This is a genomic window from Pelagibius marinus, assembly GCF_014925385.1.
Taxonomy (GTDB): domain Bacteria; phylum Pseudomonadota; class Alphaproteobacteria; order Kiloniellales; family Kiloniellaceae; genus Pelagibius; species Pelagibius marinus.
This window is the reverse complement of sequence record NZ_JACSDK010000015.1, coordinates 312,583-330,975: the sequence shown is the minus strand read 5'-3', so window position 1 is coordinate 330,975 and position 18,393 is coordinate 312,583. Positions and strand designations below refer to the sequence as shown.

Below are 18,393 nucleotides of genomic sequence, written 5' to 3'. Positions count from 1 at the left end.
TCATTGAGACGACTTATGCTGGATGCGCCGGCGGCGGCTGACGATGTTGAGATCCTTCTCCTCAACGATCAGAACACGCCCTTTGACTTTGTGGTCGACCTACTGCGGTCGGTCTTCGGTAGGGATGACGTCGAGGCGCGCCTGTTGGCGGCGACGGCTCACCACTATGGCGAAGTCTCCTGCGGCGCTTGGCCCCCATCCGTGGCGGCGGCCCTATTGGAAGTAGCCAATTCGCGGGTCGAAGCGGTACAGCATTCGTTGAGCTTTGCTCGGCGGTCCGCCGCCGGACGAAACGTGGTAGGGCAGGCGCAATGCGGCTTTTGCGGCCTGCCGGAGGCCCAGGTCGCCACACTGTATGGGACGAAGGCCGCGCGGATTTGCGACCGCTGTGTGCTGCAGGCTTCGGCCCATCTTTCCGGAAGTATCAAGAGCGCGAAGTTCAGACACTCCAAGGAGATTTTAGACTGGCACTTCGCGGGCACCCAAATTGAAGAGCTTGTCACCTCGACCCGCGTCTATCCCGAGCGCTCGCGCGCCGACCTCCAAAGGGCCCTGGACGAGATCATGCCCGCCAATACTGTACGTTTGGTTGGCGTCAAAGGAAGCTTCCGCTACGAAGCATTGACCTTCGCCGACCTGCTGCAGGTCCAGCGGGACGCTAAGCCCTTGACGCCGGTCCAGTATGCCGATGTGGATGTCGGCAGCGTCGATTGGCTGGAGCGATTTTTGTCGCGGGTGAAGTCGCCTCAGCCCCAACCGACAGCTTATGACAGCAGACGCTTCGGTATCGTCATGCAGCCCGTGTCTCACACTCGAGGCGGGGTATGAGAGCGCGCTTTTCTTTGGAGCGGATTTTATGAATGTTGAACTTATTATGGATGAAAAACGTGTCGCGGGCGCCAGGCTTAAGCACCTCAAGGCTGGCCACAAGCATGTCATGGCCTGGAAGCGGATTAGAACGGCGAGGTAAACGAGACAAAGCCTCGGTCACGTCCACCACCTGATCCCCTTCGAGAACGGTGATAGCGTCCATGGCCGCGTGCTCGGTGTCGAACATCAGCCAGTCGTATCCACAGCCGGCAAGAATTTCGGCGACCATAGGGTCCGTCATCGAACACCAGAGGCCGATCTGCTGGCGCCCTGCCTTGATCGCGGCTTTGAACGGATTGCGGGGCAGATCCATCTTGCAGGTCAGCCTTTCATAATTTGGCGCTTGTTCACGAGGTAGGCAGGAGGTGTCTTGGCCGAAGCGGCCGTTTCAGTACCTGATCTTCGCCAGCCGCCGCAGTTCCTCCGGCGTCGTCGAAGGAAAGCCGAAGAATTCAAGGTAGGCCGGAATCTGTTCGAACAGCATGTCCGTGCCAACCTGGATCATACAGCCACGTGCCCGAGCGGCGGCCAGGAAGGGGGTTTCCTCCTGCTTCATGACGACTTCACCGACGAAAGTCGAAGGGTCGATCCGATTGACATCGGCCGGCAACGGGTCTCCGTCATTCATCCCCAGCGGCGTGGCGTTGACGACGATGTCGTAGCCTTTGGGATCCTTGCCGTCGGTGACCACTTTCAGCTCCGGATAATGGGTACGCAGGCGGTTCGCCAGTTTCTCCGCGGACTCGGCTCGGGTGTCAAACAGGCCGAGACGGCGCGCGCCGGCATTGGCCAAGGACGCGGCAATGGCGGAGCCGACACCGCCAGAGCCCACGACCAGCGCAGAGGCGCCCTCGATCCTGCGCCCTTTGCGCAGAACGCCGCGCACGAAACCCTCTCCGTCGAACATATCGCCAACCAGTCGTCCCTCTGCGTCCCGCCTCACGGCGTTGCAGGCGCCGCAGACCTTCACTGTCGTACTCGACTCGTCCAGCAGGCCGACAGTACAGACCTTGTGCGGCATCGTGATCAACGCCCCGGCAATGTTGCGGAGCCTGAAGACAAGGCGGAGGAACGCCGGATAGTCTTCTGCCTCGCAGCCCATGGGCATGACGACAGCGTCAATCCCACGCTCTTCGAAATAAGGGTTGTAGATCATCGGCGCCTTGAAGCTCTCGGTTGGGACGCCCAGATGCGCAATGATGTGAGTGCGTCCTGAGATCATCGGGCTCACTCAAAGCTGACGCCGATGGCGCCCAGAGGCCCGTAGTCAGCCTGAATGACATCGCCGCTGGCGATGTCCACCGGACGCGTGAAGGAACCACCGAGCACGACTTCTCCCTTCTTCAAGCCGTCGCCGAGGGGCGCGAGCTTGTTGACCAGCCAGGCGATGCCGGCTGCGGGGTGCCCCATCACCGCAGCCGAGACGCCGGATTCTTCGATGGTGCCGTTCTTCGACAGTGTGGCGCCGATCCAGCGCACATCGACCTCGAATGGCTTGACAATCCTGCCGCCGAGGACGATCGCGCCAAAGGCCGCGTTGTCGGCGATCGTATCGACAATCTGGCGCGGCACCTCGGTGCGGTAGTCAATGATCTCGAGGGCGGGCGTGACGTACTCAGTCGCACGCATGACGTCGTGCACGCGACAACCAGCTCCAGAGAGGTCCTCGCCCATGACAAAGGCGAGTTCCGTCTCGAGACGCGGCTTGATGAAGGTGCCCGCCGGGATCCGGGCTCCGTCGTTGAACAGCGCATCGTCGAGGATCAAGCCGTAGTCGGGCTCCGTCATCTTGGAGGCCATCTGCATTGCCCGGCTGGTGAGCCCGATCTTCCGGCCGGCGACCTTGGCGCCTTTGGCAATCCGCCCCGCGGCCCAGCGCCGCTGCACGTCATAGGCATCCTCGATGGTCATGCTGGGATAGGTCTTCGAAAGCTGAGGAACGACAACACGTGTCTCCTCGGCCCTCAGGATACTGTCGGCAGCGGCCTGCCGGTCTGCATCGGTCAACATCATGGCCTCATTTGATTGGGGGGATCGGGAGCTTGGCTTCGCCGGGTTCCATGGTGAAGGTGTAGTCGAGCGTGTACCATTCACCCACGTCGCCATCCTCCGGATGCGCGTCGGTGCGGGCGACGAGGTGACCGATAAGTGCCTTCGTCACGCCGAATTGCACGTCCGACGTCAGGTAGTCGGTTTCGTCAACGTAGACCTGGCTTGTAAGGGTCTTGAACCCTTCCTTGAAAATCAGCGCGTGGACATGCGCTGGCCGGTAGGGATGGCGGTCCTGCGCGGCCAGCAGTTTGCCGACAGTAGTGTTCGTCGGAATCGGATAGCCTACGGGCTTCACCGATTTGAACCGGAAGGTGCCGTCGGCCTTGGTCAGGAACTTGCCCCGTAGATTGAAGTCGGCCTGACTCTCGTCCTGATTTTCATACAGCCCGACCGGGGATGCGTGCCACACATCGACTTCCGCGCCCTCTATCGGATTGCCGTCTCTGTCCTGAACCCGAAAGGTGCCGTAGAGCCGCGGGCCCGGCGTCTCGGAGCGCAGAATGGAGCCGCCGTCTTCCGTTTTGGGGTGATTCAGGCGCCAGAAAGGGCCGAGCAGCGACTGCGAGGTTTCGGTCGCGCCGTTGTCTCCGTTGTTGAGCAGGCAGACGAGCGAGGAAACGCCCAGAGATCCCGCCATCAGCACGAACTCATTGTGCTTGTCGTTGGACTGCTGCCCCATGGTGTTGAGGATACGCGTCGCCTGCTGGAACTCCTGCTCGGTCAATCGCACCTCCCGGGCGAAGCCGTGCAGATGCTTGATGAGGCTGACCATGATCTCGCGCAAGCGCGGGTCTTTCGTCTGCTCCATCACCTTCAGCACAGCCGGCGTGACGGCTTCATGGCTGTCGATTAGCACTTTTCACTCCTTTCCGGATCGGATCCGTGGTGCCGGCAGAATGCGGTGGTCGCTGGCCGCGATCTCACTGTCTATCCGGCGAGTTGGAGACATCCCGAACAGGTCATTCGCGCCGATCAACCAGCGCGCAAATTCGCCTGACAGCGGCTTCGTAGCCGTCGAGGCCCAGGCCGGCCACAACGGCCTCCGCACGCAGCGAGACAAAGGAATGGTGGCGGAAGCTCTCACGCTTATGAACGTTCGAGATATGAACCTCGATCACCGGACCCTCGAACGTATTGAGCGCATCGAGGATCGCAACAGATGTATGCGTGAGCGCCGCGGGATTGATGACGATGCCGCAGGCGCGCTGTCGCGCCTCGTGGATCCAGTCGACGATCTGACCCTCGCGGTTTGACTGCACGAGGTGGACATCGAAGCCATCCGCGCACACGCTGCGGCATTTGGTTTCGACGTCGCGCAGCGTTTCATGACCGTAGAGTTCGGGCTGCCGCTGGCCGAGAAGGTTCAGGTTAGGGCCGTTGATGATATAGATGACCTTGTTCATGGCAGGTTTCCCAGCAGGCTCATGGTCGCGCGGAATATGGCAGCCGCACGGACCTCCGGCGGCCGGGGATCGTCGGCCATGGGCAGTTCGACCGAGACGGCCGTCTGGTCGGGCAGCGCGGCAAGGAGGCTGGTCAGGTCCAAGTCGCCCTCTCCGGGGATCAGTCGTCCGCCACGTGCTTCGGCAATGCATCCGGCGACATCTGTCGGATGCGTCGCCGGGGCATCGCACAGCTGCGCGCTGACGACCATGCCGGGCTCCATGGCGCGAACCTCGGCGGCGGTGCCGCCGCAGCGGTGCAGGTGGAGCGCATCGACGAGAAAGCCAGCGTTTCGAGCGCCCGATGCCTTGATGACTTCGACACACTTTCCAGGAGTATCGATGCCGCGCCAGGCCATGCACTCGATGTCGACCCCCAGGCCGGAGGTGGCGGCCAACTCGCAGAGTTGTGCAAAGCGGTCGATCAGCTCGGCGCGGTCCCAGTCGTCGGCGCAGATGTTCAGGCGTTCGGCGCCTACTGCGACCGCTGCATCGATCACTGGTTGCAGTGCGTCAAGGTCGAAGGTTTGGTCCAGAACGATCGTCTCGATGTCGTAGACCGAGATGTCTTCGTCTTCCAAGCTCCTGCGAAGCTCCCGCACTTCTGCGGCATTCTGGGGACAGTAGTGCAACTGACCGGGCGCAAAGGGATTGAACCGCAGGCCGACGAAGGAGTAACCGGCCCGCCGCGCCAAGCGGACCAGCTCCACCGGCCGCAAATCGAGGAAGGTGAAATGGCCCAGGCCGAGTGTTCTCATCCTTCCTGACTCAGCACATCGGTAAGGTCAGCACTCTCGTTGCGGAGGCGGTTCAGCAGGTTCGTTCCGGTGCGCTCGATGTGGTGGCCCAAAAGCGCGCAGGCCGTCTCAGTGTCGTAGCTGATTGCGGCTTCCGCGATAGCCGTATGCTCGGCGGCCACGTCCCTGTCGCCGGAGCTCGCGAGGAGGAACAGGCGACGGTAGCGGTCGTTCTGGCTGTGAAGCACGTTGCAGAACTGCAGGAGCTGGGGCATGCGGCAGCCTGCGATCAGCTCCATGTGGAAGTCGTGATGCGCTTTTTCCCATGCTTTGATCGACGCAATATTCCCGGTTTCGCGGTGCGTATGGTTCAGGCGGTAAAGGGCGCCCATGACGGCGCTCTCCCACTCGACATTTCCGTGGCGCATGGCTTCTCGAAGCGCCATCGCCTCGAGCTCAGCGCGCAGGAAGGTGATCTCCTTGAGGTTCTCGAGTGAGACCGGCGCGACCCGGTAACCACGGTGATCCTCAAATGCCACGAGCCCTTCGGTTACCAGCTTGCCCATAGCCTCCCGGACCGATGACACGCTGATGTCGAAGTCTCGCCGCACCAATTCCAGGTTGACCTTCTCGCCAGGCGGCATTTCACCGTCGAGAATTCTCTGGCGCAGCTCTCGGGCGACCTGGCTGGCGATCGTCGCTTTCTTAGCGCCAGTGTCACCGGGATGCAGGGCTGCCATCGAATGAGTTCTCCATATCGCGTGCCGGAATCACTTCATCGCATAGTTTGATCGATCTGAGAAGGTGAAATCGATTTTTTCGAGAAAAGCGATAGTTATTTATAAAGTCGTTTTCCGGTGCGATATCGGATTCCTCGTGACGATCTGGCCTCCGTCGCCAAAAACAAAAATCCCGGGAGAAGTCCCTGATGAGAACCCGATTGACGCGCCGCGAGCTCGTCGCGGCTGCCGCCGTTACAGCCGCTGTCTTGACCTTCAGCACGCTAGCGCCGGCCCAGGATCGGGTGCGGCTAGAGCTGCCTGTCAGGCGCAGTCCTCGATCGCTTTAGCTGTTGCGGGCAGGCGTGCAAGGCTGCGCTCGATCCTCTCCCGCCAGCGCGGCCCCCGGTTTATTGCGTCCTGATAGGCCTCGACCAAGTCGCTTGGCCTGTCCTCAGCCAGGATCGCTATCAGGAGTTCTGCCTGAAGGAGGTCCTTACGTGATTTCAGGCTATCTGGGCCCTCGCGCCGGCGATCGGCGACGATCAGCTTGTGGATCGCGAATCGCTCCGGGCGAGGTACCTGGACGAGGATGCCGTCGCGGTAGACAGCGGCCGCTTGGATGGGCTCGGCAATCAGGTAGTCAAGGTGGTGGAGTGACTGGGCGCTTACTCCGAGGGCCGCGAACTCGCGGACGTCTTCCTTTTCGTCGAAGGAGGGGGTCAGGAATTCCACAAGTGATTCGCCGGCAGCCTGGCGCCATTTCCACACTTTGCCTGCATCCAGACCCGGCACAGGTGCGAAGGAGAAGTCAGAAAAGACCTCTTCAAGAGAAGGTAGGACTGTATCTCCCAGCGCGAGGGACAGGGCCTCAAAGCTGGCAATGTCGATATCGTTCGTCATTGCGGTCTGGTCGAAGGAAAGGTGCAAGCCCAGTTCGCCCTCGTAGATCCTGAAGGCGTTTATGCCCACCAGAACTCCGCCGAGGCGGAAAACACCGGCTTTTGCAAGGGCTGCGACCAGGCTGCCGGTCGTGCCGTCCATACCAAGGAATCGTTCGCTGCGCAGCAGCCTGACCAATCGTGCGCGTTCGCGCCGCCGCTGGGCCCGCTCCTCCTTTAGACTTCTGAAGCGGTCCAAGCGTGCCCGGAGAGCCTCGGAGTCTTCGCCCAGGTAGCGCTCCTTCACCTCCGAACCGATGCGATAGCGGTCGTACCAGTAGGTACGACCATTGCGATCGCGTGGGGTGGGAGTTCCCCGGATGTCGGATACCGCCTCGTCGAGCAGCAACGAGACGAGATCGTGATAGGCCGCTTGGGCGGTAGGGGAGTGGCGACGAAACATGGTGCTTGAGGTTTGTTGCCACACAATAATAATGACGTGTGGCAAAATTGCAGGGGTTGATTGCCACACGGCGTACATTTTGTGTGGCAAGGTCGGCCGACCCCATCTGAACTTGGACAAAGAAGTTTCTCTGTCAGGGCTGCCAGCCGGTTTTAGCGGCTGATTGGCGCAGACATCTGCACCGGCCGCCGACGTGTATCCGCACCCAGGTATAGGTCGTGTAAGTAGAGTTTGCAGGCAGCATCTCAGCGGTTTAGAGACGCTCCCTGTGCTGCGAGCTTCGGGTGCAATTCAGGTCCAAATCGCATTCGCTGACGAACTTCATCTCGCGTAAAGGTTGAATTTGCCCGACTGATCAAGCGATCTGACCTCTCGCAGCTAAATCCGAATGCGGCTGAACCAGCCGTGGTTACGCCCTCCCGACAGGCCATCCCGTATCGAATGTTGTTGTTGCTCGAGCGTCCGGCGCTTTGCTCCTGTGACCCTTGTCAGCGCGCCAATCTGAATGCCGCCAGCGCCAGTTGGAGGGCTTCACCGAACCTAATCAGAGATTTGCCCTGCTTACGCAAAGCGCTGACTTCGCTCGATTTCGGCCAGGAGAAATAGGACGGCTTTAGCTGGCCCTCAAACAGCACGGAACCGTGGGATCCATGTCCCGCGAGTTGTCGCACCATCTCTGCCAGAAGCTTCCCGGCCGCAATGTTGTTGTCATGGATGTGCTGAAAGACGCTGCCCGCCTCATTCCGCGGAATGACAACCTGCGCCAGCGGCGCACCCTCATCGAGCTTGGGCGTGACCTCAAAAACGGTGGACCCTATCGCGGCAGCCGGCGTCCGCAAGGCATGGAACTCTCCTGCTATGCCCTTGAATGAAGGAAGCAGACTGGAATGCACGCACCAGGTGCCCTCGACCGGGATGTCAAGCACCTGAGGTTTCAATATGTCTGCGACCCGGATCACCAGGAGATCCACCGCATCGCTTCGGAGTTCGGCCCGAATCTCCGGGGATGAAAAGTCCGCAACTTTCCGGCAGCGGGTTCCGCGTAGCGCCGCTAGGCGGCGCAGAGAACAGAACTGACGTGTCCTCGGCGACAGACGGAGCACCGAAGTCAGCGTTTCGAATACCTTGAAGGTGCCGTTGGTGAAGACCAGGAATAGCCAGTATCGGAGCGCCATGCGACGAAGCAGGGAGAGCGCCCCCCGCACCATCGACGTTTCCCCTCGGCGAGGGGACATGGCGATATACAGACCAGTGATTTCGATGCCGGAAACATCGAAAAGGGGTGAGAAGATCAGATTCGAGGTCAGATCGTCGTTTGTAAAGATTGCGACCTTCATGGAGCTATGAGATCCACGCGCTTTTTCGCCCAGACCGAGATCGGGTTCGCTTGATCGGAATGAACAACGTCGCATTTCAATCCACTAAAGTGCTCGCAGACTTCCTCCTGCGTCGGAAAGATGAGATTGGGCGGCGCAATGTTTACCAGCACCACTTCCCTGCAGGCCTTCCAAGAAGCGTTCTTCAGGCTCACTCCGCTCGCCGTCGGAAGCAGCGACAGGAACGGGACAATCAAATCTGCCAGGGCGCGTTGATACAAAGTGGGAACTTTGCTGACCATCCGCCGGGTGAGTCGGAACAAGAGCCCAAGCAGGTCTCCCCGTTTGGGATAGAACCAGACACCAATCAGCCCACCCGGTTTAGTAACCCGCACCAGCTCTGAAAGCCCCTTCCAGGGATCATCCATATAGGCGAGCGTGCCGTAAGAAAAGGTCGCGTCCGCAGAGTTGTCCTGAAGCGGTATCGATTGGCCGTCGGCATGCAAGAGTGTCGCTTTCGGAAACCTCTGCGCCACGGCCTCTAGGCCCGGGCCGGAAATGTCGATCCCGACGACTTCGACCTCTGGGTAGAACTCTCTCACGATCGCCAGGTGCACACCGTCGCCGGTTCCCACATCAACCCACCGCGCCCCGCTGCCCCGCGGAGCGGCCTCATTGAACAGGAACGACAGGAACCGAATGCCCGTTTCGCGTTTGGCAAGCGGCATCTCCGGCAGCCGGTTGTGCTGCCAGTGCTCTTCAAAATATCCGGCACCGTCCTGCAGAAACAGGTAGACCCCCGCTGCACTACGTTTAATAACGCCATGGACTGAGCAGCGCAGAGTTTCGCCTTCTCCCTGCAGCCCTGCATGACAATGCGGGCAGCGCATTCGGCCTTCGACCGTCAAGACACTTGCTTCCTACTGTTGCATGATCGTTGCGACGCGATTGGCCACGCCCACATCCACTCCCCGGTGAACCGGTAGATTGACAACGCGGCCGACATAGCGCCGCCCGATGCCGGCACCAAAGCTGAGATGATCTTTGTAGGCCGGCAGGTCCGGAACAAAATAGTCAATAAGTTCGCCGAGTTCGATTCCCGCATCCTCCGCCAATGCCAGGTAGCGCGCAGCGTCGTCCGTGCGCACAACGTAGTGGGAGAACGTCGCCCCCTCCGGATTCGGCGGAAGGGTGAGGTGCTTCGCGCCTGATAAGGCGTGATGGTAACGTCCGGCAATCATGCGGCGATGTGAAACGATGTCCTGATAGCGCTTCAGCTGACCGATTCCGATCATCGCTTCGAACGGAGCCATTTCGGTAAGATAATCGGCAGGCATGTCGATCTTGAACTCGTCGAAGTAGCGGATAAATCTGTCAAGGACGCCCAGCCTGGACAGCCGCCAGGTGAGTCCAAACATGACCGGATTGAGGGCGCACAACGCCGCAACATAATACAGGCGCCGGGAGATTTCCTTCTTCAGGCCCGCCGCACTGACGGTGCGCGCCCGCGACGTCCGGATCGCCTCTGCGAGATCATCGTCGTCGGTCGTGACCATTCCGCCAAAGACGCTGGTGAGTATCTTGCTGAAGTTGAGGCCATAGATCGCGGCTACACCGTGCTTGTGGACAGGCTTTCCCTTGTCGCTGCAGAAGAAGCTATGAGCACAGTCCTGAATAATGGCCACAGCGGGAAACCGTTCTTCGAAGCGTGCAAGGCGGTCCAGGTCGACGGGTTCGCCGAACAGCGATGTGGCGATCAGAGCCTTGGTCCTTTCATTGACGGCCTGCTCTGCCAGATCCATGTCCATCAGGAAGCTGTCCTCACTCACGTCAACGAATACGGATTCGTTGCCGCTATACTCGATCGCGTGCGGGACGACGACGCAGGTATACGACGGGCAGATGATCTGCCGGTCTTTCAAGCCCATCGCCTGCAACAGACAAATGAGCGCCGTGCGGCCGTAGGGAAACGCAATAGCGTGCCTGGTTCCGGCCACTTCGGCGAAAGCCGCTTCGAACCGGTCGACGGCATCCGGAGGCGAGGGGTGCAGGGCTTGCCCGAGGCCCGCCAAGGGTATGTCGGGGCTGAGACGGGGAATCATTGCCTGTCGTCCGAACGTTGCCAATATCCCTGGCTCGCCATGTGGATAGCCTGGATTGCTTTGGCACTCTCCACTCTTTCGATCCCTTCGGCGGGAACCACCCATTTGTCTTCTATAGAAAAGGCCGGCCGGAACCGTATGATTCGCCTGAAGACGGCTTTGGCGGAGCGCCTTCGTGTGATTAGAAGATGGACGAGAATGCGTTTTATGGCGTCTCTGCTCCACCTGAAGCGCATGGCCGTCAGGCACAGAATCCGGAGTACGATGAAATCGAGCGGCGACGGCAGGGATACGTGGTACTTTGTCAGCGGTCCCTCTATGCAGAGGGTGTCTCGGCTTGGCCACTCGATCTTCGTTTCTTCACCGGCCAGCTGACCGGTATACCAATGCCCCTCACGGTCACGGGCGCAGACTCCGGCGTCCACCTGCGAGGATGAACCGCTGTAGCGCTGAACCACCCCTCCCTTTCGCCAGTTGACGACCGTGTAGCAGCCATCTGACCGTTCGAAGACCAGCCCGGCGTCGTCAAAGCGCTTCAGGTCGCTGCCGTCCTGCTCGAAGGGAAGCGGTTCAGCCTGGGGTAACGGGCGCTCAGCAGCGGCTGCTGCGGCACGGCAGAAGCTGTTGAACATCGGGATGAGGTTGGGGTCGTCCATCGCCGCAAGACCAACGACGGCGCGGTCGCTGTGCGATTGCCGCATGAATCCGGCAATGGCTGCGGCCGCCGGGACTTCGTGAGCCAGTTCTTCGATGCCGGCGGGGTAGAGGAAACGCGTGTTCCGGCTGCCGTAGAGCCCGCCGTACGAACCGTCCGGATGGCAGCACCAGGAGAGGAATTCCATGGTGGCGGCGAGCTTCGGCCCGAGGCCCAGCTCGGGCATGACCCGGTCGAGGTCCGCCAGGTAGTCCAGCGTCAGCGACTGGTAGCCGGGATCGGCTCCCTCGTACTCCTTGAACCATCCCTCCGGCGAACGATGTTCAAGAATGAAGCTGAGCAGCGCCCGAAGCGGCGCGGAGACGTCCTGCGCAGTTTCCATCTGCCAACGCCCAAGCGCCGCCGCTGCCACGCTCAGGTGGTTGCTGATAATGCCGTGACTTTCCCTGCTCTCGGCGATATGCCGAACCATGGGGCTGACGACATCGAGGTAGCCTTTCCTCTTTTCCTCGCCGACGACATCCCTCAGCAGCGCAAGCGTCCTCAATAGATCGAAAGCGACAAGCGCCGTTACACAATAGCTGGACTCGTTGGGAAGGATCTCGTCGAGGCTGCCGTCTTTTTTGACCAGTCTGGCCGTCCCGGCAAAAATGTCGTCAATTCGCGCCAGGACGGACTCGCGGGGAAGCCAGTCCGGCAAAAGGCCCGCAGCCAAGAGCGCCGCCAAGCCATGCGCTGCCCCCTGATAGGTACCATTGGTGAAGTCGAGCCCTTTCCAGGCCCAACGGTAGCGGTCTCCAATGCCGCGGGTCCGGCTGGCCGGGTTCGTATCGAACAGCGCCAGCACGCGCGGCAGCGCGGCATGGATATCATCGAGATACGAGGCAGCAGCAATGGAGGCCTTAGTCGTCACTTGTGTCCCCAACTGGTTCGCTCCGCGGCAGTGGGCGCCCGACCAAGCGCCCAACTATCGCTGTGAGCCCTGGATGGTACCGCCACCGCCTAGTTCCCCGAGTTCCATGCAGCGTCCGAGAAGATCGCCTTGAAGCCATCCGCATCGAAGTACCGGTCCACCACCTGGCCGAACGTCCTCACTTCGGTTCCACCATGGAGATCATTGACGGTTCCGGTCTTTTTCTCGAACTGCTGATCCACCCAATCGACAAGAATATCAATTGCGCCGGGCTGGATGACCGAGGCGGCGCCCCCCAGCAAGGCGAGATACTGCTCCACGTAGTCGGCCTTTGCACGTGCATCGAACTGCAGCCAATCGCCCGCCATCAGGTTTCGGCGCTGTCGCAGGTCCGCGTCATAGCGCAGCAATACGACATTGTCCCCAATGTGGTGCAGTCCTCTGGCAAGGGTTGCGCAGGGCGTTTGCCTGGTGAGCTCCTCGAAGTTGTCCTCCGACAGGAAAACCGTGACGAGCAGGTTCGGAAATCGAGAGACGCGCCCGGTGACGGCTTCATACGCGTTCGGATCGATCAGCGTGACCGCAAGGTATTCCTTCAACTTCCCCTTCCAGACCGAGGGGTTGATGTAGAGGGACTGCCAACCGTGACCATTGTCGGCATTGACCATGACGTCGATCCGATCACCGATCGACTGCCGCCGGGCATCATAGGGAATTTCCGCCGTCCGATAGTTGACGCCGGGCCCTTCCCGGTAATACCGGATCAGGCCTCGCAGGCTCCAATCGGTCGGCTGGGGAATGGTCTCCTCCGCGTAAAGCCGCATGGAGCCCAGGAAGGGTCGATCGTAGAGATACTGGTACCCTGTGCTGCCCAGCAGCACCGTCGCTTGTTCGGGAACGCCGCAGGAAAGACCCTCGCGCATTGACGCGTGCAGGCTGCGCCCCATTACGTCGCCCACGCTTTTGATGGAGAAGGGTACTGTTACGTAGTTCGAGGTCAGCAGGGCGGCGATGCCCAAAGCGGCCGCCGCCGAGTTGACCACTTTGGCTCTGTTTTTCAGCGTGGCCCGTGCCAGGTCTATGACCCAGAAGTAGCCGATGGCCGAGAATGCCACCAGGAGGATCGCGATATTGGCGCTGTAGCGTGGCGCCTTGTTGGCGACATAGAAGAAGAAGAAGAGCTCATACAGAAAGATATTCAGGGCCAGAAAGGAGGCGATTGCCGCGGTCCGGGAAATCGGTGACTTCGCCCTTGCAGCGCGCAGCCACTCCCAACAGCAGAAAGCAAATGCGATCGCGCATCCCAGCAGTACGACCTTTCCGCCAGGCCAGGCCGTCAAGAAGGTTAGATAGTAGAGAAAAGGTATTCGTATTACTTCGAGGAAGGAACCTCCCTTGAGGAGGATGGTCAGCAAACCGAACCAAAAGTCGTCGCCGAAAAGATACCACCACAGCAGGACGCCGGCAGCTGCCCCTATCGCCAGGCAGGCGACCGGCTTCCAAGCTTCTGTCCGCAGTCTCCAGACCAGATATAAGGCGGCGGCCGGCAGATAGAACAGGCAGAAGAACCCGTACCAGTGCGTCGCAAAGCTTGCGGAGACGCTCACGCCCAGTAGTGCGGCGACTATCCGGCCTTTGCTTCCTTGGTAGTTGTGAAGCAACAGGAAAGACAGGAGCACGACCAGGGAGTACATAAACCCGAATGTAAGGTCCGGTCTGGCAGAGACCATCGGGTGACGCAGGCCGGCAAAGATCGTGGCCAGGACCAGCGTCAGCACCGCTGCCGTGTTACCGACCTTTGATCGAATCAGGTATGAAGCAGCCACGACGCCCAACAGGCCCACGGCCGTGGACTGCAGCAGAAGCTGCCATGCGCCGATTCCGAACAGTTGAAGCCAGATGCTTACGAGGTAATAGTGCAGCGGCGGGTGGATGATGAACTTGTCCACGCCAGGATAGAACAGCTCCTGTGCGTGAAGAGGATAGATCCAGGTGCCGTACAGGACATGATTTATCGGCACATTGGAGACGCTTGAACTCTCGCCATCCAGTATGGACGTCGCCAAAAGCGAGAAGATCCCGCTCCAGACAAAAAGGGCGATGCAAAGCAGGTAGAGAAGCAAACCTGCGACCCTGCGGAACCGCTCGCTCGCTATCATCTCGTCTTTCTCACGCAGCACACGATCAACTTACGGCCGGTCCATAGGGCAGCCTGAAGAGCAGCGTCTGCGACGACGCCGTCCCCGAGGACGCCGTGCCAAGCCGGCGCCGCTGCGGAGCGGCCACATCTGCGTTGTCCGCTGAGAGGGGCTTGAGAGTCGAACCGCTCGCCGGGAAGGGATTTTTGAGCCCGATATATTTTGCCCTCTGACCCCGGCCACGTGGTGGCATGGCCGACAACCGAACTGTAAATTTGCACCGCCGGCTTCATACTCTCCTGTCCAACTCAAAGACTCCTGCAATTCGTGGACGCAGATATTCTAGTAATCATTCAGTGGGCGCAAGTAACATGAGCCGAACTTTCGAGATTTATATTCGCCTTTGTAGCATCCGGCTTCATTGCCTGCTGATCAGGTCCAGCAGGTCTTCGAAACCTTCTCTCCAGCCATAGTCGCTCGCAAGCGCGTGCGGATGCCACAGGACGGCCCCCTCCCCGCCGACGCGCATCACTTCACCCAAGATCCCTGCCATGGCAGCCCGCCTGGAAGTAGGTGTCATCGGAGAGTAGTCGTAGAGATGGGAATCCATGAGAACGAGCGGTAGGACGGCGATATCGTGCGGCCTGTTGCGGACGAAGTCCCAGGGCCTGTAGGTCAAGGCCGCTCCGGCCCGGAATCCGCTTCGATCGTTGAAGCCCAGGGTCGAATCCACGCTCAGTCCGGATTCCGATTGGGCCCGCCAGGTTCCCTCCCAAGAGAACCGCAGCCAGTGCTGCCGGACGGTCTTGGCGTTGACGCCCAGGGTCCGCTCCAGCGCTTCTTTTTCGCGGGTTATCGAAGCGGTGGAATTCCAGCTTTCAAAGGACGGGTGCAAACCGAACTCAAAACCCCTCTCCTTGTACTTCCGCACGAACGACAGCAGTCGCGGATCGTCGATGCGATAGGAAGGATCAAACAACCATTTGCGGAGGCCGGGGTTGCCTGCGCCACGACCGGCATAAAGATGGAAAGCCGATATCAGGCCTCTGGCTTCTGCCATCTCGGCGACCGTCTCGAGATGGTCATAGGACAGCCGAGCGAAGACCATACGCGATGCGCCCAGGGCGGCGCTCCTGGCCTCCCGGATATCACCCCTGGCCAACAGCCGAACCAGGTTGAACAGGTTGAAGAGCCCTTGCTTCAAACGTATTGCGACGGTCTTGTCCAACGCATCGACGTCATGGGTCAGGGTGATCTGCCCTTCCGGCATCGGGCCCAAGAAGGCATCTTCTTCCTTGCCGGCAAGCCGCGCCGCCCGCCGCCGGATGAAAAGCATAATGCGGTTGGCCCAAGCGCGATCGAACAGATCTGAGGGTATCCCCTTGAGGCGGAAGCTGTAGGAATGAGCGGGCCCCAGGCTCCTCTCGATCTTGACCTGCGCTATGCCGCTCAGATGAGCAAAACCGGCCAGGAACCAGTCGCAACGCTCGAAGTCGGTACCGGGCCCCGAGGCGATACTGCGACGGTCGACCAGCAGTCGTCCATCGATGCCGATGTCGGCGGCCCATTCTGGCAGTTCGACATAGCACCAGTCGCTCCCCAGTTCTCCTGGATCGATGTCTTCCCGGCATGGATCGTCCGGCACCGCGCCAGCGGGCCAGTATCGACGCCCGGCTTCCAGAACGTAGGTCGTCAGATCGTTTCTTGTTATGGTGTGGAAGTTGCCTCCCATCGCCATGCTCCCTAGCGGGACCGAAGCTTGCTGACCGATCTCTTCCATCCGCCCCAAGGCCAATGGTACATCACCACCATGATTGCGTACCCGAGCGTGGTCACGCTGAAGACAAGCTTGCTCTCACCACGCTTCATGTCATAGCGAAGCACGAAGGGCACTTCGATCAGTTTTGCCCCGAGCAGGCGCAGCTTTAGCAGCTTCTCCAGAGTGCAGACGAACCCAAATTCCTTAAGCTGGATAAATCTGTTGCCATAAAGATTGAGGGCTTCCTTCACACATTTCGCCCGGTAGGCTCGATATCCGCAGGTAAACTCACGAATGCCACCCATCGGGAAGCAGATACGGAAGGCGTGGTTGGCGATCCGGCTGATCCATTTGCGGTCTGAACCGAGCCCGATTTCTCCTCCCCCACTGGGAAAACGTGAGGCGATGGCCACGTCAGCTCCCCCCTTGATCGCCTCCAGGAGTGCGGGAATGTACTTGGGTTCGTGAGTGCCGTCGGCATCCAGCCGGATGATGACATCTTCATCCTCTGCAAGGTCCGACGCAGCTTCAAAGCCGTCCCTGATGGTTTCTCCGAGGCCGCGGTTGCGGCGATGGCTTATGATGCTGATATCTTCCGCTGAGGCATAGTCCTTCAGCTTCTCGGATGTTCCGTCCGTGGAGCCGTCGTCGACACAGATCACGGTGTAAGAAAGCTCGTTTTCCCGACATACGGCCCGTATCGCATCGAGGAGAGGGCCGATGTTTTCGACTTCATTGTATATTGGGAGAACAATATAGATCTTCATACCAGCCCCAAGCTTCGATGGCGGACGCCGTCGGCTCCGCCTTCATGCGCGTCCTTCTGACGGATTATCCTGCTTCACGTTCTTTTCTGCTTGCCGAGATGCTGCCGATCAGATCCCGGATACCTGTAGGCCGAAGCAGAATGAGAAAAGGAGCGCTCACAGCACTTATCAGCACCTCTGCGATGTGGAGCCCTATAGACTGTGCGAGAGCGACGCTGAACGGGAAATCCATGGCGACAAGAGTCATCGAGACGGCAACCTGTATGAGGCCGATCCCGCCGGGAAGAGCCGGAACCGCGCCGGCGAACAAAACGGCCCCGAACACGAGCGCGACTTGCGAAAGGGATAGTTGCACCTCCGACTGCAGCGCAAAGAACAACCAGATCGCCAGAAAGTGCAAGGACCAACTCGTAACCGTCAGTCCTGCAACCGACCCCAGCCGCCGCTTGGTCAGCATCGTGATGACGTGCGTGCAGTTTTCACGCAGGAACTGCACCCATCTGCCCTCGTACTTCCCAGTCACCCGGAGAATCAACCCGGCAACCTTGTGAATCGACAACAGGCCGACAAAGGCAAGAAGAAGGAAGGCCGCAAAAATCTGTGAATTCTCCAGAACCGCGCCGCCGAAGCCGGCCAAGGCGATCGCAGAGACCGCAGCGACATCGAACAGCCGCTCGACAGCGATTGCGGAGGTTCCGTTGGCGAGAGGGACCTTCAGAACTTTCCTCAGGTATGTGGCTTTAATTACCTCAGCGATACGGCCGGGCGTAACGAGATTTACTCCGGCGGACAGGAGAACGGCTGCAAGGCAGTTCCCGAATGGTGCCGGCGGAACTCTCACTAAGATGGAATGCCTGAAGGCTATTACGCATGTGGCAGAAAGAAAAAGAACCTGGCTGATAAGTATGGCTTCAATGAGATTGAGTGAAACCGAGCGCCAGACCGCGATCCAATCGATGCTTATTGCAATATAGATGGCCGCTATTACAACAAATAGCAATTTAATTGAGAAAGAGGCTCGCTTAGACAAGCTGATCATGGACTGAATGCGGCCTTTCTCTACAAAACCCGTTCCATAAGAACTTGGTGGTACTTTGGCGGCGCGAATTCCGGATCGCTCTCGCCGGCGTCGGCGAACCTGAAACCTCCTCGGCCATATCCAAAGGCTCTCAACAGCTTCGCGGAACCTCAGCGGAAACCTTTGGAAAGTGGCTTGCGCGTTCCGCAACCGACATCAGCTTTTCCTCTTATCAGCGGGGGCCAATTTAATGGAAATGGCAACCATCAAGCAATCTTTTGCACTGCACTCCGGCGCCCTCTGATGTGCCCCCAACCGGGGGACAGCCGCTCGCGAAGCCGGCCGTCGGTTCGCAATCTGCGACCTGAAGCCCGGCGGCGCCAGCCCGGGCGGACCGATGGACAACGCCAATGCCTTGGCCATATCCTCCGCTGGCTCGCTTGACAGAGTCACGCAGGACAGGCGGCTTTCGGTCTGGGCGACCAGCAACCGGCCCACGCTTTAGCAGAACCCAAACTATTGGGAAATTGCATGCCCGCATCGGCAAGATAAAAGGCAAGA

General features: G+C 59.8%; 17 protein-coding genes. 1 reads left to right on the top strand and 16 read right to left on the bottom strand.

The features are described 5' to 3' along the window. Window positions 1-15 precede the first annotated feature (15 nt). A complete protein-coding gene (locus tag H7X47_RS19300) occupies window positions 16-828 on the top strand; it encodes an ATP-dependent Clp protease adaptor ClpS (RefSeq protein ID WP_193370361.1) in 813 nt (270 codons plus the stop codon). On the opposite strand, the gene H7X47_RS19295 is transcribed toward H7X47_RS19300, so the two are convergent. The 16 genes from H7X47_RS19295 to H7X47_RS19220 all read right to left on the bottom strand — a co-directional run bounded on the left by H7X47_RS19295 (window position 791) and on the right by H7X47_RS19220 (window position 17,853). After that, complete coding sequence (locus H7X47_RS19295) at window positions 791-1,183, bottom strand: aldolase/citrate lyase family protein (RefSeq protein WP_193370360.1); 393 nt, start codon at window positions 1,181-1,183, stop codon at window positions 791-793. The genes H7X47_RS19300 and H7X47_RS19295 overlap by 38 nt on opposite strands. Window positions 1,184-1,258: 75 nt before the next feature. Beyond that, complete coding sequence (locus tag H7X47_RS19290) at window positions 1,259-2,092, bottom strand: shikimate dehydrogenase family protein (RefSeq protein ID WP_193370359.1); 834 nt, start codon at window positions 2,090-2,092, stop codon at window positions 1,259-1,261. Window positions 2,093-2,097: 5 nt separating this feature from the next. Then, complete coding sequence (hpaH, locus tag H7X47_RS19285; protein WP_322096515.1) at window positions 2,098-2,883, bottom strand: 2-oxo-hept-4-ene-1,7-dioate hydratase; 786 nt, start codon at window positions 2,881-2,883, stop codon at window positions 2,098-2,100. Window positions 2,884-2,887: 4 nt separating this feature from the next. Next, window positions 2,888-3,778 (bottom strand): dioxygenase family protein, encoded by an 891-nt coding sequence (locus H7X47_RS19280; protein WP_322096514.1) that lies wholly within the window; start codon window positions 3,776-3,778, stop codon window positions 2,888-2,890. Window positions 3,779-3,881: 103 nt separating this feature from the next. Continuing rightward, a complete protein-coding gene (gene aroQ, locus H7X47_RS19275; RefSeq protein ID WP_193370358.1) occupies window positions 3,882-4,325 on the bottom strand; it encodes a type II 3-dehydroquinate dehydratase in 444 nt (147 codons plus the stop codon). Next, on the bottom strand, window positions 4,322-5,122 hold the full coding sequence (locus tag H7X47_RS19270; protein ID WP_193370357.1) for a sugar phosphate isomerase/epimerase family protein: 801 nt from the start codon (window positions 5,120-5,122) through the stop codon (window positions 4,322-4,324). The genes aroQ and H7X47_RS19270 overlap by 4 nt, the downstream gene beginning before the upstream one ends. Further along, window positions 5,119-5,841, bottom strand: a complete 723-nt coding sequence (locus tag H7X47_RS19265; protein ID WP_193370356.1) for a GntR family transcriptional regulator — start codon at window positions 5,839-5,841, stop codon at window positions 5,119-5,121. Before H7X47_RS19265 ends, H7X47_RS19270 begins: the two co-directional genes overlap by 4 nt. A gap of 303 nt (window positions 5,842-6,144) precedes the next feature. Next, a complete protein-coding gene (locus tag H7X47_RS19260; protein ID WP_319633637.1) occupies window positions 6,145-7,284 on the bottom strand; it encodes a nucleotidyltransferase family protein in 1,140 nt (379 codons plus the stop codon). Between the two features lie 368 nt (window positions 7,285-7,652). Next, window positions 7,653-8,501, bottom strand: coding sequence for a formyltransferase family protein (locus tag H7X47_RS19255; RefSeq protein ID WP_193370355.1), 849 nt, complete (start codon window positions 8,499-8,501; stop codon window positions 7,653-7,655). Next, window positions 8,498-9,388 carry a class I SAM-dependent methyltransferase gene (locus tag H7X47_RS19250; protein WP_193370354.1) on the bottom strand — a complete coding sequence of 297 codons (891 nt, stop codon included), beginning with the start codon at window positions 9,386-9,388 and terminating at the stop codon, window positions 8,498-8,500. Before H7X47_RS19250 ends, H7X47_RS19255 begins: the two co-directional genes overlap by 4 nt. Window positions 9,389-9,400: 12 nt before the next feature. Then, the gene (locus H7X47_RS19245; RefSeq protein ID WP_193370353.1) at window positions 9,401-10,582 is read right to left on the bottom strand and encodes a DegT/DnrJ/EryC1/StrS family aminotransferase; all 1,182 of its coding nucleotides are present in this window, start codon (window positions 10,580-10,582) and stop codon (window positions 9,401-9,403) included. Further along, window positions 10,579-12,150, bottom strand: coding sequence for a hypothetical protein (locus tag H7X47_RS19240; RefSeq protein WP_193370352.1), 1,572 nt, complete (start codon window positions 12,148-12,150; stop codon window positions 10,579-10,581). The genes H7X47_RS19245 and H7X47_RS19240 overlap by 4 nt, the downstream gene beginning before the upstream one ends. 89 nt (window positions 12,151-12,239) lie before the next feature. Continuing rightward, window positions 12,240-14,330 carry an ArnT family glycosyltransferase gene (locus H7X47_RS19235; RefSeq protein ID WP_193370351.1) on the bottom strand — a complete coding sequence of 697 codons (2,091 nt, stop codon included), beginning with the start codon at window positions 14,328-14,330 and terminating at the stop codon, window positions 12,240-12,242. A gap of 376 nt (window positions 14,331-14,706) precedes the next feature. After that, window positions 14,707-16,068, bottom strand: a complete 1,362-nt coding sequence (locus H7X47_RS19230; protein ID WP_193370350.1) for a polysaccharide deacetylase family protein — start codon at window positions 16,066-16,068, stop codon at window positions 14,707-14,709. Beyond that, a complete protein-coding gene (locus H7X47_RS19225) occupies window positions 16,032-16,814 on the bottom strand; it encodes a glycosyltransferase family 2 protein (RefSeq protein ID WP_193370349.1) in 783 nt (260 codons plus the stop codon). The genes H7X47_RS19230 and H7X47_RS19225 overlap by 37 nt, the downstream gene beginning before the upstream one ends. 64 nt (window positions 16,815-16,878) lie before the next feature. Next, window positions 16,879-17,853, bottom strand: coding sequence for a lysylphosphatidylglycerol synthase transmembrane domain-containing protein (locus tag H7X47_RS19220; RefSeq protein ID WP_193370348.1), 975 nt, complete (start codon window positions 17,851-17,853; stop codon window positions 16,879-16,881). Window positions 17,854-18,393: the final 540 nt, after the last annotated feature.